Here is a 21,546-nt window from a genome sequence, read left to right on the forward strand (position 1 = left end):
AAAGTGTCAACGATGTTCTGATGGAAATGTGTCAACGATGTCCTGATGGTTCACCCCTATTGCTTATCGCGGACCGAGCGAAGCGAGGGCTCGCGCGAAGCGCTCGTTCTCTTCGGGGGTTCCGGCGGTGATCCTCAGCCAGCCGTCCGGTGGCACCGGGCGGACGATGATGCCCTGCTCGAGCAGGGCCTGGGTGACCGCCTTCCCGTCGTCACGGAAGTTGGCGTACACGAAGTTGGTCTGACTCTCGGCCACCTCGATGTCGCGGGCGAGGAGAGTCCCGCTCAGGAACTCGACCGCCTCGGCGTTCCGGGCGACTCGTTCCTTCACCCGGTGCTGGTGGCGGAGAGCTTCGGTGGCGGCGACCTCGCCAAGGGTGTTCACGGTGAACGGCAACTGGATCCGCCGGAAGTGCTCGATCGACTCCGGGTGGGTGATGGCGTACCCGATCCGGAGCCCGGCGAGGCCGTAGACCTTGGAAAAAGTCCGGGTCACCATGACGTTGTCTCGTTCGGCCGCGAGGGGGATCATCGAGCGAAAGTCGGGGCTGATGGCGAACTCGGCGTAGGCCTCATCGATGACCACCAGTACGTGGTCGGGCACCGAGTCGATGAACTCCTCGAGGGCATCACCGGCGACATGGGTGCTGGTGGGGTTGTTCGGGTTGCAGACGTAGACCACCGTGGTGTCGGATCTGATCGCCGTTCGCATCGCCTCGAGGTCGTGGCGATGCCGGTCGTCCAGCGGCACCGCGATGTCCTCGGCGAACGCGGCGCGCGATGCGATCTGATAGAGGCTGAAAGACGGCCATCCGTACACCGAGGAGGTGCCCCGGCCGCCCATCACAAACGCGGTGATCAGCATCAACTCGTTGCTGGCCCCGCCGCACCAGATGCGCTCGGCGGGTACCGCGAGGTGATCGGCAAGGGCACCGACCAGCAGTGGCTTGGCATTGTCCGGGTACCGGTTGAGGGTGGAGGCGTGTGCTGCGATCACCTGCTGCACCTCGGGGAACGGGGGCTCCGGGCTCTCGTTCGAAGCGAGCTTGATGACATCGGCCAGGCCGTACTCGGCGGCGACCTCGGCGATCGGTCGGCCCGGCCGGTAGGGGTGAATGCGATCGAGGTCCGGTCGATAGCGCGGCGGCATGCTCCGGCACGCTAGTTGCGCGATGCGCGATGCGCGATGCGCGGCGCACCTCGCGGATATGTGGGCCGGGTTTCGCCTTTCGCCCATCGCTGGCCGGTCGCAGGCCGGCCAACCAACTCCCTCCACTCCGCGCCCCTTTCTGCCGAAAGCGAATTACCGTGACTTATCCCCAGGCCGACTTACGATGCTCGGCGTGACCTGGCGGCTACCGCGAGTGGCCATGGCCCTCGCCCTCCTCGCCCTGGTGCTCTCGAGCACGACACCCGCCTTTTCGATCGATGAAGGGGAGGTCGAACGCGCCCGCCAGGAGGCCGAAGCCGCCGCCCTCGAGAGGGCGGCCGCCCTCGAGGACCTGGCGGCCGCGGTGACCTCCTACGAGGCGATCCGCTCTGAACTCGAGGAACTGACCTTTCGAATCGGGCGGCTGCGAAGCCAGTTGGATATCTACGAGGACCGCACACTCGAGTTGCGAGACCAGATACGGCACCGGGCGGTCGAGTCGTACATGAACGGCGACACCCGCGACCCGGTGACCCGGATGTTCTCGCCCGAAGAGGTGCAGCAGAGCATCATCGCCCGAGAGGTCCTCTCGATCGCGGTGGAGTCGGACTCGGCTGCACTCGACAGTCTGGTCGCCGCCACGGCCGAGATGGACCGACTACGGACGAGCCTCGACGCCGACACCGAGCGCATCGCGGCCTTGCGGTTCGAAGCCGAGGCCGTCGTGGCGCGAATGAACGAGCTGTTCGAATCGGCCGACGAGACCTTCGAGGCAGCCGAAGAGGTGCTCGAGGAAGCCGAGGCAGAACTGGCCGAGCAGCAGCGAATTGAAGCCGAGGAGCAGCGCCGCCGAGACGAGATGCGCGCCGCCCTGGGCGCTCCGCCGCTCGGAGTCCCGATGTGGGTGACCCCGGGCTTCATCTGCCCCATCGACGGCCCCACCTTCTTCAACGACACCTGGGGAGCGCCTCGGTCGGGCGGCACCCGCACCCACAAGGGAACCGACATGTTCAGCCCCCGCGGCACCCCTCTGGTGGCGGTGGGCGACGGGATCATTCGCAAGTCGTATGACGGGCTCGGCGGGTACATCGTCTGGCTGTACGCCGATCACGGCGTCAACTACTTCTACGCCCACCTCGACTCCTACCCGGCGGGGCTCTCCAGCGGGCAGCGGGTGAGCCACGGCCAGGTGATCGGCTATGTCGGCGACACCGGCAACCCGCCTCCCGGGGCTTATCACCTCCACTTCGGCATCTATCCCGGCGGCATCACCGCGGTCAACCCGTACCCCACGGTGGCCGCGACCTGTTAGGGCCTGTTGTTTCCCGGGCCGACGGCTGCCCTTCGGGCAGCTTGGGAGTTCGGCTTCGCCGAACTCCATCGCGTGGGGGCATGGATGCGGGGCCTCAACCCCGCCGTGGCCGTCAGGGCGGGCGCGCTCCATCCTGCATCGCCAATCGCCTTCGATGGCCCATTACCCTGTACCGCACATGACCGACAGTCGCCGCCGCATCGATCAGATCCAGGATCCGGGCTTTCTCGCGAACCTCGAGGATCTGACCACCGATGCCGTCCGCTCCCGAAGGCAGATGTGTGACGACCTCGACGTCGAACTGTCGTACTACCGCCGGATGCTGCACGGGCGGATGGACCTGCTCGCATTCGAGCTGCGCCGCCGGGCGGGCGACGAGACGGAGTCCCTCATCGAAGCCTTGCCCCGGATCCTGTCGGAAGGCGCCTACAAGTCGTCCGACGGGCTCCCCGAGCGGATGATTTCAATCGAGGTTCCCGACATCCCCTCCCCCGGCAGGAGGCTCGTGGACCGGGCCCTCGAGGGGGATTTCCTCACCCGGCTGCCGTCGGTGACCGACGACGACCTGAGAGAGACGCAATCGTTTCTCACGGAGGTCGAAGCAGCCATCTCACAGCAACGCCGTAGCGCCCACGCCGCCCTCGACCGGCTCCAGGAAGAGCTGACCCGCCGCTATCGGGAGGGCTTGGCCGATCCCGGTGAGTTGCTCGCCCGCGGGTGATCGTCGGCTCGGTGAGGTCCGGACTGGTCGAGGCGGTTCACCCAGTGGTGGCGGCCGCGGTGGATTCGACCGGGCGGGTGCTGGCCGCGTTAGGGGAAGACCGCGACCGACCCTTTTTCTATCGCTCGGCGGTGAAGCCCCTCCAAGCCGCCATCTGCGTTCGCAACGGGGCGGACCTCGGGCCTGGGCAACTCGCGCTGGCGGCCGCGAGCCACGGCGGCCAACGGGTTCACACGTCGATCGTCACCAAGATGTTGGGCGAGGTCGGATTGGACTCCGGTCACCTTCGCTGCCCTCCGGATTGGCCCGCCAGCGCCGATGAGGAGGCCCGGCTGAAGGCTGAGGGAAACGACGCGAAGAACGCGCTCTTTCACAACTGCTCGGGAAAGCACGCCGCGATGCTGCGAGCGTGTGTGGCGCAGGGGTGGCCCCTGGAGTACACCCCGGCCGATCACCCACTGCAACAGCAAGTGGTGGACTTTGCGACCGAGATCATCGGGGCCCCGGTGACCCCAACCGGCGTTGACGGCTGCGGAGTTCCGGTTCTGCGGGGCGACGTCGTTGGCCTTGCGAGGTTCTTCGCGCAGGCGGTCACCCAGCCGGAGCTGCGGGCTATCGCCGAGAACTCCGCCCGGTATGCCTCGCTGACATCAGACGGCGATCGGGCCGAGGCAGTGCTAGCCCGGTGGTTCCCCGCCGTCGTCAAAGGCGGGGCGATGGGGTGCATCGGAGCGGGTTGGCTCGAGGGCGACGTCGGGTTTGCCGTGAAGTGCTGGTCCGGTCAGAGCGCGCCCGCCATGGTGGGGCTGATAGCGCTGATCGATCGGCTGGGGATGCTGGCGGGCCACCCCCGGTCCCAGTTGGCCGAGATCGCCAATCCTCCGGTGCTTGGCGGGGGACGACCCGTCGGTCGGCTCGAAGTGCTGGCATGAGCGAGTGGTCTCCACTCGACCGGGCGGGAGCGCCCCTTGCTCCCCACGTGGGGCCTTTCCCGCGCGCCGAGTTCGTCGAAGTCTGGTGGCGGCATCGGGGGATCGGCACGCCCATCGCAGTCGAGCACTCGGGCACCGCGCTGCCTCTGGTGCTCGGTGATGGGGTAGTCCGCATCGCCGGTGAAGCAGATCTGACCGATTACCACTCGCCATTGGGAGCTGACGTGCCGGCGTTGGTGGAGTCGCTGCTGTCTGCCGTTCCCGCGGGGAGCGCCATCGCGTTCGACTCGCTGCCTTGGGAGGCGGCCCGACCCTTGATCGCGGCCCTGGCCGCATCGGGTGCGACCGTCGCCTCGTCCGAGCATGCGGCGACCATGGTGCTCGACCTTCCTGACGGCGACTACACCGCGAAGCTCGACGGAAAGCATCGGCACGAGATCAGGCGAAAAATCCGACGCTTCGAAGAGCACTTCGGAGACCCGGGACTGCGGAGAGCCGATTCGGGGTTTGAGGTCTTCGTGGAGATGCACCGCGCCGCCCCCGGGGAGAAAGGCGAGTTCATGACCGACGGCATGGAGGCGTTCTTTCGGGATCTGCTGCGGATCCGCGGAGCCGTGCTCGACCTTCTGATCGACGGTGGCGGGCGGCCCGTGGCGGCGGCGTTCGGGTTCGAGGACGAGGACACCTATTACCTCTACAACTCCTCGTTCGACCCCGCGGCGACGGCTGGCTCACCAGGAATCGTGCTGTGCGACCGCCTGATCCGAGCGGCAGGGGCCGCCGGCAAGCAGCGGTTCGATTTCCTCAAGGGCACCGAGAAGTACAAGCGTCGGTTCGGCGCGATGGCCCGGCCGCTCGTGGCGATACAGGGAACCACGCCGTGATCCGCAGGGTTGCCTTCATCTCGGTCCATTCCTCACCGCTCGACGCCCCGGGCACAGGCGATGCAGGTGGGATGAACGTGTATGTCGACTCCCTGGCTCGCACCCTGGCGCGGCGCGGCGTGGCCGTCGATGTCTACACCAGGCGCTTCGGAGCGGATGTGCTGGAGGAGACCAAGGTCGAACCCGGATACCGGGTGATCCAGATCTCCGCGTCAGGCGACGAGCGAGCCGACATCGTGCGGTCCTTCGCGGAGGGGGTCGAGAAGTGGATCGAGTGCGAGGGCATCGAGTACGACGTCATCCATAGCCACTACTGGCTGTCGGGGTGGGCCGGCCTGCTGCTCCAGGAGCGGCTTGGGGTTCCCTTCGCGATTTCGTTCCACACGCTGGGTCGGGTCAAGGAGGCGGCCCGTTCGCCGGGGGAGCCGCGTGAGTCGTTGGTACGGATCGCCACCGAGACCGAGGTGGTGGCGCGGGCTCGATGCGTCGTCGCCTCTACTCCCGCCGATGCTGCCGACCTCCTCGAGCACTATCAGGCCTTGCCCGAGCGGCTCTGCGTGTCTTCTCCGGGGGTCGACCACGAGGTGTTCTCCCCCGGGGATGCGATCGAGGCCCGCCGTTGCCTGGGTATCGACACCGAGGCGCGGTGGATCGCGGTCGTCGGGAGAATCCAGGCGCTCAAAGGCATCGAGGTGGCGATCCGGGCGCTCGAACACCTTGATGGCGACGTGAGGCTGCTGGTCATTGGCGGCCCGAGCGGGCCCGACGGAGAGGCCGAGCTAGCCCGGCTCCAGGCGATCGCCGCAGAGGTCGCCCCGGACAGGGTGCTGTTCAGGCCCCCGGTTGCCCACGAGGAGGTCGTCTGCGCCTATCGGGCGGCCAATGTCGTGGTGGTTCCGTCACGCTCCGAGTCGTTCGGGTTGGTGGCCGTTGAGGCCCAGGCCTCCGGTACCCCGGTGGTGGCTGCCCGGGTGGGAGGTCTCGCTTACTCGGTCGCCGATGGCGAGTCCGGATTCCTGGTCTCCGGGGAGGACCCCGCGGTGTACGCCGCGGCGATCTCCAAGATCCTCGATGACCCAGAGGAGGCGGCACGCCTCTCTGCCGGAGCCATCGCCCACGCCGCCGGCTTCTCATGGGATTCCACCGCCGACCGCCTCTTGGAGCTCTACACCGGGATGGTGGAGGAGTAGCAGTCTCCAATCTCCAGCCTCCAGTCTCCAGCCACACATGTGTGTCGTAGCGGCCGGGACCGGATCCCATCCGCCCCGGAGATGACCGTCGCGTCTGGACTGGCGACTGGGGACTGGCGACTCGTGAATGCAAAGGCCCAAGGAACCTCCACGGCGTTGTCCCCGCACTTCCCCAAACGAGGTCTTCGCCGCATCGGCACCTTGGGCCTTGCACCGTCGAAACTACGGCCCGGTGTCGGCAAGGTCAAGCCTCTCGAGCTAGCCAGGTTTTCGCGACTTCGGCAATGCAACTGTCGATCCGAGCGGTCTTTCCACTCTGTCGATGCCCCGGCGATATGGTTCTCCACATATCCACCGCTATCCACAGGGGGTTGTGCACAAGCGGTGTCGACAAGTAGGGCTCATGCTTCTTTTTCGCGATCGAAGGCGAAAGGCGAAGGGCGAAAGGCGAAACCCAGCGAGACGTCTACGCGCGGACGGTTTAAGCGATCTTGCTGGAGGCTGGAGGCTCCCTCAGATCCCGAACATCAAGTCGCCCAACCGCACCGTGGAGACTTCGAATGTGTCGAGGTCGAGGCGGAGCGAGCCGAGCCACAGGCCTCTCATACCCTGGCCCCGGTTGGTGATGACCTTGAGCTGGCCATCATCGTGTTCGAGCACGCCGAGGCCCAGGCACCTGCCGCCTCCGTCCTGGAGTCCCACCAGAACGCCTTCGAGTCGAGCGAGATCGAGGCCGGCGGGGAGCGTTGGCGCGAAAACACTGTTGCGAACTCGCCACCTCTGCAGCGGCTCGGCAAAGGCAGTGGCGAATGCCTTGGCTCGCCATGTCCGGCGATCTTCGGGACTCGCGGGCCGCACGTCCGGGTCGACCGGGGCCACTTCGACCTCGGCGGTGAAGAAGCGGCGCAGCATTCCGACGAGCGGCTCGATCTCGGCGCCGCGTTGGAATCCGATGACGACCTCGGGACGGCACAACTCCATCTTGTGGTACTTGAGGGTCTGGCCGACGACGCCGGACACCGTGCCGCTGGTGTCGACCACTACGAGGTCGGCGCGCTCGCGGGCCTCACCCACCAGCACCGCAGTCGCCACGACCTGCTGGAGGATCACTCGCTCGGGAAGGATCGCTCCGACGAACTGGAGGCGTTCGGCCTCGATCGTGCCATCGAGATCGACGGGACTCTCGATGACTGCCATCCCGATGCATCCGGGCGGCCCGATGGTGGACTGGTCGGTGTCGGCATCGACGAAAGCGACGGACCGGCCGGCGGCGAGGGCAGCCGCGATCAATCGCCGGGCGAAGGTGGTCTTGCCGGTGTCGGCGGACCCGATCAGCATCACGACCCCGCGGCGGCGCACCATGTCCTCGATGAGCCCTGAGTGGATGTCTTCTGTCACGGTTGCCCCGATCGGGTGTCTGATCGCTCCAGACCGTAGACCGTAGACGGCAGGTAGGGAGCGCGAAGTACTGTCCATCCGGTGACGCGCCCCATCTCGTTTCTCAGTGACTTCGGGCACGCCGACGAATTCGTCGGGGTGGTCCACGGCGTGATCCGCCGGATTTCGGTCGATGTCGAGGTCATCGATGTCACCCATGGCATTCCTCGGGGGAATGTGCGCGCCGGGGCGCTTGCTCTCACCCGGGCGATTCAGTTCCTGCCGAACGGGGTGGTCCTCGCGGTAGTCGATCCGGGAGTGGGAGGTGAGCGGCGGGCGATCGCGGCCGAGACCGGGTGGGGGTACTTCGTGGGTCCAGACAATGGATTGCTGGCCCCGGCGGTGGCGATTGTCGGCGGCGCCACCCGCATCGTCTCGCTCGAGGCGGAGGAGTTCCGGCTGCCCCGCAGTGGACCCACTTTCGATGGGCGCGATGTGTTCGCCCCGGCGGCGGCAGTACTCGCATCGGGGGAGGCTGCTCTCATCGACCTGGGGCCCGAGGTGCCGCCCGGTTCATTGACACCGCTGCTGCTGCCCCTGGTGGAGCACATCGACGGCACGGTCGCCGGCGAGGTCTGGTGGGTCGATGGCTTCGGCAACGCCGAGACGAACGTCTCCCCGGAGGACCTCGAAGCCATCGGGGTGCACCCCGGGGACTCGATGACGATCCGCACCGGCACGCAGATTCACGAGGTGGAGTGGCGGGTCGGATATGGCAGTGGAGACGACCCCCTCGTCCACGTCGATTCATCCGGCATGATCGCGGTGGCCGTCCCGGGAGGGCGGGCAGATGAAGAGTTGGGGATGGCCGAAGGGACTGCCGTGGTATTCGGCCCCGTGGCCCCCAGTGGTCGGGGTACGAGGGTCGAGATAGAGCCACGAGTCAAGAGCCAAGACTGAAGAGTGAAGATTGGTGACTGGTGACTGGGCCGGCCGCCCGGTGACTGACTCAGACCGATTGGAGGCGGATGACGAACGCCACCGCCGCTACTCCGAGCATCAGCAGGAGGAGGAGGATGGTGATGACGGTGGCCGGGCGCACCCCGTCGACGATAACCAGCGCGGGGCGGGTCGAGTATGAGTGACCTCACCTTCCTCACCCGGGACCGCTGCCTGCTTTGCGTGGAAGCCCTTCCCGTGGTCGAGGCGCAGGCGCGGCGTCGCCGCCACACCGTGCGGATCATCGACGTCGACAGCGATCCGACTCTGCGCGATCGCTATGGCGATCGGGTGCCGGTGGTCCTCCGCGACGGGTCGGAGGTACTGGCCGGGGTCTTCACACCCCGGGCAGTGCGACGCGCGCTGCGGTGAGCCTCGCGGTGCTCGGCGGCGATTGGCGATTGGCGATTGGCAGACGCGGAGACCGGCTCTCCTGCTTCCTGCGACCTGCTTCCTGCGACTTGCTTCTTGCTCCGGCGAGACGTCGCGATGCTGGGTCTATATTGCGCGATTGTGAAGACCGCGATCCCCAAGGTGACCGTTCAGCGGCTGCCGGTGTACCTCAGGTGCCTCGAGGGCCTTCCGACGGGGCAGGAACGGGTGTCGTCGGACGAGATCGCCGTCCTCGCCGGGGTAAACGGCGCCAAGGTGCGCAAAGACCTCTCCTATCTGGGTTCGTACGGCGTTCGCGGGGTCGGCTACGAGGTGGAGCGCCTCAAGCTGCAGATCGGGCTGGAGTTGGGGCTCGAGCGCGACTGGGCGGTGGTGATCGTGGGTGTGGGCAACCTCGGGCGCGCGTTGGCGAACTATGCCGGTTTCAGCGCGCGACGGTTCCGGATCGTGGGCTTGTTCGATGCCGACCCTCACAAGGTGGGCCAATTGATCGACGGCCTCGTGGTCGAGCCGATGTCCAGCCTCAATTCGGCGGTGGCGGACCGCGAAGCGCGGATCGGGATCGTCACCACGCCGGCAGCCGCTGCCCAGCAGGTGGCAGAGCAATTGGCCGACGCGGGAATCCTCTCGATCCTGAACTTCGCGCCGACGGTCATCCGGGCGCCCGAGGGTGTCGATGTTCGACGGGTGGACCTGTCGACGGAACTGCAGGTGCTCTCGTTCTACCTGCACCGGCAGAGCGGCTGAAGCCAGCTTCGAGCCTCCAGCCTCCAGCCTCCAGCGAGATGACCGAACACGCCCGAGACTTCGGACGCGTCTCGCCAATCGCCAATCGCCAATCGCCAATCGCCGGCCGAGCGAAGCGAGGCCTCTTCTACTCCTCCGCGTCGAGGCGGCCCAACGCAGCTACGAACATCGCGAACAAGATGATCGAGCCGACCATCAGGGCGCCGGGCAGGATCCTGATTTGGAAGGCGTTCAACCCGTCGATCAGTGTCGGCCGGAGGCCGCGGGGGGCGTACAACGTGTAGAGCAGTCCGACGACGGCGAGAAAGCCGAAGGTGGCCGCACCCGTCACCAGGAACGCCAGGCGGTGGCCGAGGTTGGTGAAGTTGATCAGATAGACCGTTCCGACGAACACCGCCGCCGCTCCCACCGCCACGATGATCCCTCGGACCAGGACGCCGGGCTGGGGCTCGCCATCGGGACCGACGTTGTTCTTACCCACCAGCGTCTCGTATGCCCAGTCGATTGCACCCCGAACCTGGGGCAGCAGCGACAGGAGCACCACGACGAGCAGCGCGACACCGAGCCACTCGAGCCTGCTGAGCCCTCGCTCGTCGGAGCGGATGCGCCGGATCATGGCAGTGCCCTTTCGAATTGGACGATCAGCTCGATGTCGGCGGCGCTGAGCAGGGCGCCGAACCCCGGCATCCAGCCGCGCCCGATTCCGTTGATGCCGTAAGCGACAGCATTGTCGGAACCGCGCACCACGAATGTGTAGTGATCGGCCGGGTCGGGGAACTGGATCACCGTGCGACCGTCGAACAGCGCAGGCCCGAAGGCACCCGACCCCGGCTCCTGGGTGAAGGGCAGGCCCGCTGAGAAACCGGCGGTGTGGCAACGGGCGCAGTACAGGTTGTACAGCGCCGCGGCCCGTTGGGCAGTCTCGATGTCACCCTCGAACGCGTCGGCGGCCATGGTCTCGATGTCGATTGCGTAGGGGCGCTCCTCGCGTTGCTCGAGGAGGAAGGCGAGCCCCTGTTCGGCGGTCGTCACCAGGGAAGCCAGGTTCTCGTTGGTCAGCCGGAGGTCGCGGGCGATCGAGTTGAACTCGGTGACCATGATGGTCGCCTGGTCGAGATCGGGAATCGCGGTGGAACCTTCGCTGGTGGTGAAAGCATTCGCCGGATCGAACTCCAGCCGCTCGAGTTCGGTGCGGGGCGGGCTGGGTGGGGAGTTGCTGATGAGGCGGTCGAGAAGATCGTTCAATACTGCCTCTGTTCCATCGCTCAGGCCGTCCCGGTCCTGGTCGGGCCCCGGGGAGGCACAGGTCGTGCCGTAGAGCCGGGACGAGGCGGTGGTGCAGGTGCCGGATCCGGTGAGAACCCCCTCCAGCTCCGCGGGCAGGCCCTGCACCGCCGCGTGCTGGTCGGGGATCACCGCCAGCGCGGCCACCTCCGCCTGCTGGACCGCGATGGCGGCGTCGACGGTGGCATCTGCGACCTGGGCGCGGCGGATCTCGGAGTCGACGGTGCGATCGACCGCTGCCAGCACCTCCGATTGGGGTATCTGCAAGGTGCGGATGTAGGCGATCAGTTCATCCACCTGCTGGGTGTTGAGCGGACCGCCACCCTCGACACCCCACGCCGGCATCGGTGTCCCCTGACGGCCGTAGACGATCCAGAACCGCACCTCATCTTCGGAGTAGCGGTAGAGAATGTCGTTGAGGGACGGTGCCGACCAGGTGGTGGGGATCCCGCTGCGGGGCTCGACGAAGGGGGCACCTCCGCCACCGCCTTCGATGCCATGACAGTTGAAGCACTGGAACTCGAGCCACCACTCATGGCCTCGTTCGATGGCGATCTCCTCGAAGCGGTGCTCCGCGGACGCCTGGCGACTCGTCTCGTTCAGGAAGTACACGGGCATGGTGATGGCGATCACCGCAGTGGTGAGGAGCGCCGCCACCAGCACCTTGTTGAGCCGTTTCGACTCGAGCTCGTCGTCGGTCATGTAGGGGGTGAGGTTCTGCGGTGGCGCCTCGCGGCGGCGGGCGACCCGGGATTGGGTCACCAAAAATGCCAGCCATCCGATGACGGCCAGTACGGCGAGGGCAAGGGTGGCGGCGCCGATTCCCATCGCTCAGGCCACCGGCTCGATCAAAAGCACGACGGTCCCTGCGGGTACTCGGTGCTCTTGGTAGACGCCCGCGACGTCTGGATCACGGTGCCGGTGTCGATGATGAACTGCCCGGTATCGTCGATCTCGACCACGAAACGGTCGAGGTTGCGGGGGGCGGGGCCATCCTCGTATTCGCCGTGGTAGTTGTACTTGGAACCGTGGCACGGGCATTCGAAACCCTGAGACGCCTGGCACTGCGGCACCCGGCAGCCGAGGTGAACGCAGCGTTGCCACAGCGCCATGAGCCCCCCGGCAACCACCGGGAGACCCTCGAACGAGGTGCCGGCGGTATCTCCCTGGAATGGCACGACGTAGGACTGGGCGGCCGGCACGAACAGCGGGCTCACCCGGCCATCCGACAGGAACACCTGGGCGGCGAGATCCTCGGCGCGGCCGGCGTTGATCTTGGATCCGAAGCCGCCGGAGCGCAGCTTCGGCCACATGAACGCCAGCGCGGCGATGCCGAACTGAGCGAGGAACAGGCCGAACACCCCGCCGAGCCCCCGGTTGAAGAACTGGCGGCGGGTCACGCCCATCGTGTCGGCATCGACCAATTCGCGATCCTCCCGGGGATCGACCGGGACGGGCTCGGCTTCGCTCTCCGCGTCGGCAGCCGGCTCGGCTGCGGCCTCTTCGGCGCGGGCTCGTCGATCGCGGTCTCCCTTGCGGTCGCGGCTCCGGGTCTTTCGGTCGAGCCGCCCGACGCGGGGTGGGGCGTCGACGTTGCCCCCCCGGCGGAAGGCGATCGAGAAGATGGCGGCAAGGGCGACCAGCGCCAATCCGGCGAACGCGAACACGAGGATCTGGGTCGTGCTCATAGGTCGAAGAAGATTCCGTCACGCCAGGGGAAGGTGAAGTTGAACCCGGGCCCTCGATAGAACGACCCGATGGTGGTCAGGATCGCCGAAGCCACCACGAAGAAGGTGAACACCATGATGGCGAACTTGCGGTCGGAGGGCCGGATGGAGCGGTTGCGGTCCACGTAGGGTATGGCGGCGAGCCCGGCCAAGCCCAGGCCGGGAATCAGCACACCGGCGACCTGCGGGTCGAAGTAGGACAGCAGTTCCTGGAGGCCGAGGAAGTACCAGGGTGCCTTCGACGGGTTCGGCTGGGCGTTGGGGTTCGCCAGCTCGAGCAGCGGCGCGTCCTGGAACACCGAGAAGACGGTCAGCAGCGCGGTCACCACCAGCAACGCGACGAATTCCATCGCCACCAGGTGAGGCCAGACGCTCACCTTGTCGGTGGGCTCTCGCTTCACCTGCTGGATCGCGTTGGCCTTCACCACCGTCAGCAACCGCTGGGTGCGCACACCCTCGGGGATCGCCGGGGCGGATCGGGCCGGCGCCGCGGCCGGCGCCTGCGCGGCGGCGGCTCCTGCGGCGGGTGCGGCGGCCGGGGCTGCCGCGAGGGTGCCGCCGGACATCTCTGCCAGCACCTGCTCGAACGGGACGCCGAGGGCCTTCGCCTTCGCCTGCGCCGATCGTCTCAGTAGGTGTTCGGGGATTTCTGCCATGGCCGCTTCCTCAGAGGGGACCCGAGACGCCGCCGTCCTTGCGCACCCGCCAGAAGTGGACCGCCATGAAGATGACGATCAAGAACGGCAGGGCGAGGACATGCAGCACGTAGAACCGGAGCAGGGTGGAGGCACCCACCTGGATGCCACCCAGCAGAACGAACGAAACCTGGTCGCCGAAGACCGGGGTGTAGCCGGCCATGTTCGATCCGACGGTCACCGCCCACAGCGCCAGCTGATCCCAGGGCAGCAGGTACCCGGTGAACGAGAGGAGCAAGGTGAGGAAGAGGAGAACGACCCCGACCACCCAGTTGAACTCTCGCGGCGGCTTGTACGCCCCGTGATAGAACACCCGGGTCATGTGGAGGAAGACGGTGATCACCATCAGGTGAGCGCCCCATCGGTGGAGGTTCCGCACCAGCTGCCCGAATGCGACGTTGGTCGAGAGGGCGGCGGTGTCCACGTACGCGTCGGGCACCGCCGGGGTGTAATAGAACATCAAGAAGATGCCGGTGATCGTCAGCAGGATGAAGAGGAAGAACGACAACCCGCCGAGACAAAGGGTGTACGAGAGACGAACCCCGTGCCGCTTCACCTTCACCGGATGGAGGTGATACAGCACGTTGTTCATGATCACGTACGACCGGTTGCGGGGGCTGTCGCTGTAGCCCTTGCGGAAGGGAGATCCGGGCCGGAAGACCGACTCCCAGAACTCGGACCCGCGGAGCTTCGCTCCGATCCCGCCGATGCGGGAGCCGATGGTCTTGCGTCCGTTGCCGTTCGAGGTCATCCGCGCTCCTCGTCCCTCAATCGCCCGTACTCTCCGCCCTGACCCCTCCCGAGGTCAAATCCCCCCGGCGTCCTGCTGCTCGTCTACTCGTGCCTCTCAGAACCGCATTCCATACGCGTAACCATTCTTGGAGTCCCGCTGGCCCGAGTCGATCTCCCATGGCGCGGTGATCCCCATCTCGCCGGTCAGCGCGGCGACTGAGCCCTCGTACTTGCCCAGAGAAATGACGCCGGTGGGGCATCGGTCGACGCACAGGGCGCACCGGGTGCACTCGTCCTCGTCGACCACGAAGATGCCGAAATTGGTGGCGTCCGCCCGCGGATCCGACACGTTGGTCGCCTCGGCGATGGCGTCCATCGACAGGTAGTGGATGCACTTCCACGGGCAGATGTCCACGCATCCCTCGCAGAGGATGCATTCCGACTGGTCGATGTGGAGGAACTGCTTCGGCTTGACGGCTGCGGCCAGGTAGTCGCCCTCGACCAGGGTCAGCTGATAGTCGTCGCGAAACGGCGGGGTTTCGAGCCAGACTTCCGAACGGGCCATCAGCGACCACCACCCCGTACCACCGGGCGTCCGTAGACCGAGGTCGTGGCTGGGCGCGGCTCACCACGACGCTTGGACCACTCCTGGTACTTGTACGCCCCCACCAGGATGATCACCAGCGTGTTCGTCATGTATCCGGCGACGACGATGTCTTTCAGCACGCCGAAGGTGATCGTCACGTTGTTGTTGAGCACCAGCCATTTCGGGATGGTGAAGGCATCCCGTTGTCGGGTCCACTCGAGCGGGCCCTGGGTGAGGGAGAGCCACTCGTTGGGGACGATCCCGAACAGGATCATGGCTTCGAGCGTGAAGAGGAACGCCCCCAGCGTCGCCCGCGCCCATGTGAGCGGCCGATCGAAGATCCATCCGAGGACGATGGCGACGATGAGGATCTGGCTCCCGAGAATCGCGGTCAGGTGGCCCAGCGTCGGCAAGGCCCAGCACTTGGCTGGATCGCCCTCGAAGAATGCGCAACGGGGAATCGACGGATGGATGGGCTGTCCCACCGAATTCTCGACGGGGAGGTTCGTGAAGTGAGCGATCAGGACGCCGACGATCAGCAGGACGGAGCCGAGTACGACGCCGATCACGCCGAGTCGCTTGCGCTTCTCACTGGTCACGCGTGCAGAACCTCTCTAGGAGCCGTGGCATTGTAAGACACGAACCCGTGACACGAGTCCCCGACGGCGTGAGGGGGTTGCTCGGGCCTGAGGTCGACATGCAGGAATTGCGAATTGATTGCGGGGCGGCCCCTGGCCGCCTTAGCCAGCCTCCGGCTGGCCAATTGCGGGCGAGCAAAGCGAGCCCCCTGGCTGGCTAACCTTCCGCCGCAATCGCGAACGAGATGGAGGGTTCGAGGCAGTGACCTCGGCAGACACGATGTCAGAGCGGGAGCCCGCCGACACCGCATCCCGGCCCGCTCTCCAGCCCGGTACGGGTTTCGTCGTTCGCACGGCCGGGTTGGCCGCCACGGCGTTTCTTCTGCTCGGCCTCCTGCTCTACACCGTCGCTGCAGTGTTGCTCCGCTGGCCGACATTGCTCTCCGACGCCGGTCTCGACGCGGGATCCCTTTCGTACGGAAGGCTCGCCCCCGCCGGGCTGAATGCGCTGCTGTTCGGGTGGCTGACGCTGGGGCTGGCGGCGGTTGCCCTCCACGTGGTGCCCCGACTGGTGGGCGCCAAATTGTTCTTCCCGCTCGCCGCGTTCGGGGTCATCGGCCTGATGACGGCCGGAGTTGCGGCCGGGGTCGGTGCCATCCTTCTCGGGGACGGAGTCGGTGGGCGCTATCTCGAGATGCCGTGGTTCGCCGACGGAGCGCTGGTGGCGGCCTACTTCGGACTCGCCGTCATCGTCACAGCGACTGCTCGCCGGGGAGATCGTGACCGGCTGCCGCTTGCGGGGTGGTTCCTCGTTTCGGCTCCATGGATGCTCTTCCTGTCCTACGCGGTCGGCGCGGTGCCCGGTCTCGGCGGTGTACCCGGTGAGATTCAGGGAGCCTTTACCGGCGCCGCAGTCACCGGTCTCTGGGTGGCGCTGGCGGCGGTGGGAGCGGGCTACTACCTGATCGGGCGGCTTGTGCCGGGAGCCGAACTCCACCCGCGGCTGGGCCGCATCGCCTACTGGTCGTTGACCCTGTCGTGGGCATGGACCACAGGCCGCGCCTTTCAATACGGGCCGGTGGGTGATTGGGTAGGGACACTGCCGGTGATCTTTGGCGCAGGTGTACTCGTTGCCGCGATCACCGTGGTGACCGACTGGTCGCTGGCGTTGAGGCGGCGCTGGGTATCGATGGCAGGGTCACCGCCACTGCAGTTCCTGGCCGCCGGAGCCTTCTTCTTCGTCCTCGGCCCGTTCATCGGGTTTCTCGGAAGCCTGCGTTCGGTATCGGCGGTCGTGCAGTTCACCGAGTGGGAGTCGGCTTACGAGCAGGCGATGCTTCTCGGTGCATTCACGCTGTGGACCATGGGCGCCCTCGCCCATGTGATACCGGCGGAGTCGGGACGCTCGTGGCGACCAGGGTTGGGTCGGGCCGTGGTGTGGATCGCTGCTGGCGGCATCGGAATCTCGGTCGCCAGCCGTTTGGTCGGCGGGCTGCAACAGGGTTACGCGTGGCTCGCCGGGGTGCAGTCGGGCGAGTTCGAGAACTTCGGCGATGGTTTCGTCAACTCGTCGACCACCGGGGCGGATCTTGCTCAGGCGCTCGGTCTCGATCTGTTGACACTTGGCGCGCTCATCTTCGCCGCCATCACCCTCCGATTCGTCCTTTCCCGGGGCGAGGCGGAGGTCTCCCCGGGAGCTCCGATGATCATCGGGCGGCTGGCGGTCGTGGTGCGGGGCGCGGTACTGCTCTTCCTCGTGGCCGGGCTTGGAGCTTTCGTCCTGCCCGCGGTCGACGCCGATCGACCCCCGACGCAACTCGCCGACTCGTCCCGCCTGTACCCGGAAAGGTCGATTGCCGACCAGGGTCGCCGGCTCTACATCACCGAGGGATGCTGGTACTGCCATACACAACAGGTGCGTGCCGTCGTGACCGACGTCGGGTTGGGTCGGGTGTCCGAGGCCGGTGACTACGCCCACGACCCCACGGGGACGCTCGGTTTCCGGCGACTCGGACCCGACCTGGGCCACACTCAGGAGCGGGAGACGGCCGGGAGCGCGTCGTACGTGCTCAATCACCTCATCGACCCGAGGGCGACTCGACCGTGGTCGGTGATGCCTTCCTATTCGTACCTCACCCAGGACGAGCTGACCGCGCTCGCCGCCTACGTTGCGGGGCTGAAATGAACGTCGACGATCTCGTCAGACTGGCCGCTGAGGCCCTGAAGATGCCCGAGAGCATGGTGCGCCAGTCCGCCGAGGCTCGCTCGAAGGCAACCGGCCGCACCGTCGAGGAGCTTCTCGGCGAATGGGCCGGAGTCGATCCCGCCTCCGAGGCGCCAACGAGGGTCGAAACACCGGCTGCGGCCCCTACTCCTTCGGCCGGTGCGCCTGCTCCCGCGGCTGCGCCCGCGCCCGCCGCCGTGGCTGCCGCGCCGCCGGTCGATGCCGCCGACCTGCTGACGAAAGCGGCCGCTGCCCAGGGTCTGCCCGAGGCCATGACCAAGCGCTCCGCCGCCGCTCGCGCCAAGGAGGAAGGCAAGACCACCGAAGAGATTCTCGCTGAGTGGGCCGGGGTCGAGGTGGCGGCCGGCGCGGCAGCCCCGACGCCTCCGGCGGCTGAAGCCACCCTGGTGGCGGCTGCCGCCCCCGCCGCGTCCGAGGGGGAAGCCCCTCCGGCGGCAGCGCCTGCCGCGCCGGCGGTCGATGCGGCCGATCTGCTGGCGAAAGCGGCCGCGGCCCAGGGTCTGCCCGAGGCGATGACCAAGCGGTCGGCCGCGGCTCGCGCCAAGGCGGAAGGCAAGACCCCCGAGCAGGTTCTTGCCGAGTGGGCCGGAGTCGAAGCGCCGGCCGCCGGTGCGGCCCCGGCGCCACCCGCCGTCCCCGCGGCGGCGGCCTCGGCCCCTGCAGCCGCCGAGGCTCCGGCGGCCGAGATCGAGGTCATCGCCGAGGAATCCGAGGCCGCCGTCGTCGAGACCGACCGGAGGCCGGAGCGGGAGTTGGTGACTCCTTCGGGTGCCTTCCCCCGTTGGCTCGCCGCACTGTTTGTGGCGGTCCCGATGTTTGCCATCACCTATGCGTCATTCCTACCGAACGGCCCCAATTGCGGCGACGCCGGCAGCCTGGAGGTCGACCCGGTGACCGGGATCGCCGTCAACTGCGACGGATCGGAGTTCGGCCAGGACGAGGTCGACTTCTTCGCGATCGGTGCCGAGGTGTACGGAGCCCTGTGTGGGGCGTGTCACGGTCCCGCTGGCGACGGCGGTGTCGGCCCCTCGTTCATCGACGGGAATCTGCTCGAGACCTTCCCGGAGGGGAGCTGCGCGACCCACATCGAATGGGTGACGCTGGGCTCTGACGGGTGGCCCGACCCGACCTACGGGGCCAACAACAAGCCGGTCGGTGGGTTGGGCGTGGTCATGCCGGCGTTTGGCACCCAGCTGTCAGAACAGGAGCTCCATTCGGTGGTGCTCTACGAGCGGGTCCAGTTCGGCGGTCTGCCGCTGGAGGGCACCGTCGCCGATTGTGGGCTGGAGGAGGGGTCGGCCGGGTAGGTCGGCCGAAGCCGGCCTGGCGCGATTCGCAATACGCGATTCGCAATACGACAGACTCGAACACCCGGTTCCCGGCTCTCCGAATCGCGTATCGCGCCTTAGACCAGGCCCGCAATTGCCCTTATCGCCTCTTCCACGTCCTTCGCGCTGACGCCGAGATGCGTCACCAGGCGGATGCGGCCGGCTACCGGGGCGGCGCGGACTCCGGCTTTTCCCATCGAGGCGACGAAGATGTTGATGTCGGTGCCGGCGGGTGGCCGAAAGAACACCATGTTCGATTCCGGTTCCTCGACGGTGAGGCCGAGTTCGATGAGCGCCTCGGCCAGTCGTTGGGCGTTCCTCTGGTCGCTGGCGAGTTCCTCGATGTTGTGCTCGAGCCCGTAGAGCGCCCCGGCGGCAAGGATGCCCGATTGCCTCATCGCCCCCCCATACAGGTACTTGAAGCGATTGGCCGCGGATATGAACTCGCCCGACCCGGCGATGGCGGCGCCCCCAGGCGCCCCCAGGCCCTTTGAGAAGTCGATCCATATGGCGTCCACTGGCGCTGCCCACTTGGCGGCCGGGATCCCGGTTGCGGCCACCGCGTTGAGGACTCGGGCACCATCGGTGTAGACCGCCGCGCCGAAGTCGCGGGCGGCGGCGCAGACCGCCTCGTATGTGTCGATGGGCCACACCGTGCCGCCGCCGAAGTTGTGAGTCTGCTCTAGTGAGACCAGCGAGGTCCGCGGTTGATACACGCTTCCTTTGTTGAGAACGGCCGCCAGTTGGTCCGGGGTGAAGTGGCCCCGTTCGGTGATGATCGGTTCGAACACCACCGCCGAAAGAATCGCCGGTCCACCCCCTTCGAAGCGGTAGACGTGGGCCCGGTGATCGCACACGACGGCGTCGCCGGCGCGAGTCAGCGCCGAGATCGCCACCTTGTTGCACATCGACCCGGTGGGGAGAAAGAGCGCAGCCTCCTTGCCGAGCAGGGCGGCCACCCGTCCCTCGAGCCGCCGGGTGGTGGGGTCCTCCCCGAGCTGCTCGTCACCCACCTCGGCTGCCGCCATCGCCTGACGCATCCCGGCCGAGGGAAGAGTGTGGGTATCGGAGAAGAGGTCGATCACGAGTCGCACGTTAGAACCGCGCGTCCTGTCTTGGCTCTTGGCTCTTGATTCTTGGCTCTTGACTCTCTGTAGCCTCCCCACTCATGTTGTCTCCTGAAATCCTCGTCGTCGGCGGTGGTCCTGCAGGGACCGCGGCGGCGTATTGGCTGGCTCGGGCGGGACACGAGGTGCTGGTGGTCGAGAAGAAGGAGTATCCCCGGGAGAAGACCTGCGGGGATGGGCTGACCCCGCGGTCGATCCGACAGCTGATCGACATGGGCTTCGACTTCGAAGTCACCGAATTTCACCGGGTCAACGGACTGCGGGCGTACTCCTCGGAGCTGATGATCGAGATGCCTTGGCCCGAGCACCCCACTCTCCCGGCGTGGGGTGGAGTCATCCGGCGCTCCGATCTCGACATGCAGCTGGCCGCCCTCACCGAGAAGCAGGGCGTCGTGGTTCGCCAGAACACCACCGCCACCCCGATCGTCGAGGCGGGCCGCATCGCCGGGGTCGACCTTGCCACCAACGGCGATGTCGATCGGGTCGAACCCCGCTTCGTCGTCGTCGCCGACGGCTCGCTTTCCCGCTTCGGCCGGGCACTCGGAGCGGTGCGTGACAAGGGTCGGCCCTATGGCCTGGCGGCGCGGGCGTATTACTCGAGCCCGATGGCCGACGACGGCTTCATGGAGAGCCAGTTGGACCTACGCGATGCGGAGGGCACCACGATCCCCGGCTACGGCTGGGTGTTCCCGATGGGCGACGGTTCGGTCAACATCGGGGTGGGGGTGCTTTCGACATTCCATCGGTGGAAGTCGGTCAATACCTCCAACCTCATGGATGCGATGGTCGCCTCCGCCCCTGAGCATTGGGGACTGACCGGCGACTCGAAACTCACCGACCCCCGCGGAGGCAAGCTCCCGATGTCTTTCTCGGTGGGCCCCCTTGTGGGCAGCAACTGGTTGCTTGTCGGCGACGCTGCCGGCGCGATCAACCCCTTCAACGGCGAGGGGATCGCTTACGCCTACGAGACGGGACGAATGGCGGCCGGTCACCTCGGTCGCGCCATCGAGCAGCGAGACGGCTCGTTGATCTGGGGCTACCGCGATCAAGTGGTCGACGAGTACGACCTCTACTACCGGGTCGCCCGGGCGTTCGTCAGGTTGATCGGCCAACCGGGGGCGATGCGCATCCTCACCCGCACCGGTCTGCGGAATCGGACGCTGATGGAGTGGGTGCTCCGGGTGATGGCCAACATCCTCCGCCCCGACGAACGCCACCTCGCCGAGACGGCGTACGGGATGATTGAGCGGATCGTGCGGGTGGGGCCGGATCCCTGGTAGGTCCCGGGTCGGTAGCGATCGGTCTTGGACCCGCGTCGGCGCGCACGCGGGGTCCGCTGCCCCCTCCGCCTCGCTTCGCTTCGGCACCTCCCCCGGAGTACCGGGGGAGGACGCTGCCCCCTCCGCCTCGCTTCGCTTCGGCACCTCCCCCGGAGTACCGGGGGGAGGACGCGCTGCCCCCTCCGCCTCGCTTCGCTCCGGCACCCCCCCGGAGTACCGGGGGAGGACGCTCTTGCGGGAAGCGAGCGCGACTCGGGGGG

General features: G+C 67.1%; 21 protein-coding genes. 11 read left to right on the forward strand and 10 right to left on the reverse strand.

Going from position 1 to position 21,546, the window contains the following annotated elements; all coding sequences use genetic code 11:
- Nucleotides 1-63: 63 nt before the first annotated feature.
- On the reverse strand, nt 64-1,149 hold the full coding sequence (gene hisC, locus WD184_04710) for a histidinol-phosphate transaminase (protein MEX0826034.1): 1,086 nt from the start codon (nt 1,147-1,149) through the stop codon (nt 64-66).
- A 193-nt stretch (nt 1,150-1,342) separates the two neighbouring features.
- On the opposite strand from hisC, the gene WD184_04715 reads away from it, so the two are divergent.
- From WD184_04715 to WD184_04735, 5 genes are all read left to right on the forward strand, one after another.
- Nucleotides 1,343-2,461 carry a peptidoglycan DD-metalloendopeptidase family protein gene (locus WD184_04715; protein ID MEX0826035.1) on the forward strand — a complete coding sequence of 373 codons (1,119 nt, stop codon included), beginning with the start codon at nt 1,343-1,345 and terminating at the stop codon, nt 2,459-2,461.
- A gap of 178 nt (nt 2,462-2,639) precedes the next feature.
- A complete protein-coding gene (locus tag WD184_04720; GenBank protein MEX0826036.1) occupies nt 2,640-3,182 on the forward strand; it encodes a hypothetical protein in 543 nt (180 codons plus the stop codon).
- Between the two features lie 11 nt (nt 3,183-3,193).
- Nucleotides 3,194-4,114, forward strand: a complete 921-nt coding sequence (locus WD184_04725) for an asparaginase (GenBank protein ID MEX0826037.1) — start codon at nt 3,194-3,196, stop codon at nt 4,112-4,114.
- A complete protein-coding gene (locus WD184_04730; protein MEX0826038.1) occupies nt 4,111-4,998 on the forward strand; it encodes a GNAT family N-acetyltransferase in 888 nt (295 codons plus the stop codon). The genes WD184_04725 and WD184_04730 overlap by 4 nt, the downstream gene beginning before the upstream one ends.
- Nucleotides 4,995-6,188, forward strand: a complete 1,194-nt coding sequence (locus tag WD184_04735) for a glycosyltransferase (GenBank protein ID MEX0826039.1) — start codon at nt 4,995-4,997, stop codon at nt 6,186-6,188. The genes WD184_04730 and WD184_04735 overlap by 4 nt, the downstream gene beginning before the upstream one ends.
- A 513-nt stretch (nt 6,189-6,701) precedes the next feature.
- On the opposite strand, the gene WD184_04740 is transcribed toward WD184_04735, so the two are convergent.
- Entirely contained in the window at nt 6,702-7,586 is an 885-nt protein-coding gene (locus WD184_04740; GenBank protein MEX0826040.1) for a Clp1/GlmU family protein, read from the reverse strand.
- A gap of 81 nt (nt 7,587-7,667) precedes the next feature.
- Between WD184_04740 and WD184_04745 the strand changes: the two genes are divergently transcribed.
- From WD184_04745 to WD184_04755, 3 genes are all read left to right on the forward strand, one after another.
- The gene (locus WD184_04745) at nt 7,668-8,525 is read left to right on the forward strand and encodes an SAM-dependent chlorinase/fluorinase (GenBank protein ID MEX0826041.1); all 858 of its coding nucleotides are present in this window, start codon (nt 7,668-7,670) and stop codon (nt 8,523-8,525) included.
- A gap of 177 nt (nt 8,526-8,702) precedes the next feature.
- Entirely contained in the window at nt 8,703-8,936 is a 234-nt protein-coding gene (locus tag WD184_04750) for a glutaredoxin family protein (protein MEX0826042.1), read from the forward strand.
- 141 nt (nt 8,937-9,077) lie between these two features.
- Nucleotides 9,078-9,704 carry a redox-sensing transcriptional repressor Rex gene (locus tag WD184_04755; GenBank protein ID MEX0826043.1) on the forward strand — a complete coding sequence of 209 codons (627 nt, stop codon included), beginning with the start codon at nt 9,078-9,080 and terminating at the stop codon, nt 9,702-9,704.
- A 127-nt stretch (nt 9,705-9,831) separates the two neighbouring features.
- Here the strand turns inward: WD184_04755 and WD184_04760 are convergent, their stop codons facing one another.
- The 7 genes from WD184_04760 to WD184_04790 form a co-directional block, all read right to left on the reverse strand.
- A complete protein-coding gene (locus WD184_04760; GenBank protein MEX0826044.1) occupies nt 9,832-10,320 on the reverse strand; it encodes a hypothetical protein in 489 nt (162 codons plus the stop codon).
- Nucleotides 10,317-11,816, reverse strand: coding sequence for a c-type cytochrome (locus tag WD184_04765; protein MEX0826045.1), 1,500 nt, complete (start codon nt 11,814-11,816; stop codon nt 10,317-10,319). Before WD184_04765 ends, WD184_04760 begins: the two co-directional genes overlap by 4 nt.
- A 20-nt stretch (nt 11,817-11,836) precedes the next feature.
- Complete coding sequence (locus WD184_04770) at nt 11,837-12,676, reverse strand: ubiquinol-cytochrome c reductase iron-sulfur subunit (GenBank protein ID MEX0826046.1); 840 nt, start codon at nt 12,674-12,676, stop codon at nt 11,837-11,839.
- Nucleotides 12,673-13,371, reverse strand: a complete 699-nt coding sequence (locus tag WD184_04775; protein ID MEX0826047.1) for a menaquinol-cytochrome c reductase cytochrome b subunit — start codon at nt 13,369-13,371, stop codon at nt 12,673-12,675. The genes WD184_04770 and WD184_04775 overlap by 4 nt, the downstream gene beginning before the upstream one ends.
- 10 nt (nt 13,372-13,381) lie before the next feature.
- A complete protein-coding gene (gene extP / locus WD184_04780; GenBank protein ID MEX0826048.1) occupies nt 13,382-14,161 on the reverse strand; it encodes a selenite/tellurite reduction operon b-type cytochrome ExtP in 780 nt (259 codons plus the stop codon).
- 96 nt (nt 14,162-14,257) lie between these two features.
- Nucleotides 14,258-14,707: a 4Fe-4S binding protein gene (locus WD184_04785; protein MEX0826049.1), complete on the reverse strand. Its 450-nt coding sequence runs from the start codon at nt 14,705-14,707 to the stop codon at nt 14,258-14,260.
- Nucleotides 14,707-15,327, reverse strand: coding sequence for a hypothetical protein (locus tag WD184_04790; GenBank protein MEX0826050.1), 621 nt, complete (start codon nt 15,325-15,327; stop codon nt 14,707-14,709). The genes WD184_04785 and WD184_04790 overlap by 1 nt, the downstream gene beginning before the upstream one ends.
- 241 nt (nt 15,328-15,568) lie before the next feature.
- On the opposite strand from WD184_04790, the gene WD184_04795 reads away from it, so the two are divergent.
- Both WD184_04795 and WD184_04800 read left to right on the forward strand, forming a co-directional pair.
- Nucleotides 15,569-17,491, forward strand: a complete 1,923-nt coding sequence (locus WD184_04795; protein MEX0826051.1) for a cbb3-type cytochrome c oxidase subunit I — start codon at nt 15,569-15,571, stop codon at nt 17,489-17,491.
- Nucleotides 17,488-18,858, forward strand: coding sequence for a cytochrome c (locus WD184_04800; GenBank protein MEX0826052.1), 1,371 nt, complete (start codon nt 17,488-17,490; stop codon nt 18,856-18,858). Before WD184_04795 ends, WD184_04800 begins: the two co-directional genes overlap by 4 nt.
- Nucleotides 18,859-18,956: 98 nt before the next feature.
- On the opposite strand, the gene WD184_04805 is transcribed toward WD184_04800, so the two are convergent.
- The gene (locus WD184_04805) at nt 18,957-19,964 is read right to left on the reverse strand and encodes a low specificity L-threonine aldolase (protein MEX0826053.1); all 1,008 of its coding nucleotides are present in this window, start codon (nt 19,962-19,964) and stop codon (nt 18,957-18,959) included.
- 83 nt (nt 19,965-20,047) lie between these two features.
- On the opposite strand from WD184_04805, the gene WD184_04810 reads away from it, so the two are divergent.
- Nucleotides 20,048-21,286, forward strand: coding sequence for a geranylgeranyl reductase family protein (locus tag WD184_04810; GenBank protein ID MEX0826054.1), 1,239 nt, complete (start codon nt 20,048-20,050; stop codon nt 21,284-21,286).
- Nucleotides 21,287-21,546 lie beyond the last annotated feature (260 nt).

Source organism: Acidimicrobiia bacterium, assembly GCA_040878325.1.
In the GTDB taxonomy this organism is placed as follows: domain Bacteria; phylum Actinomycetota; class Acidimicrobiia; order Spongiisociales; family UBA11373; genus JAUYIV01.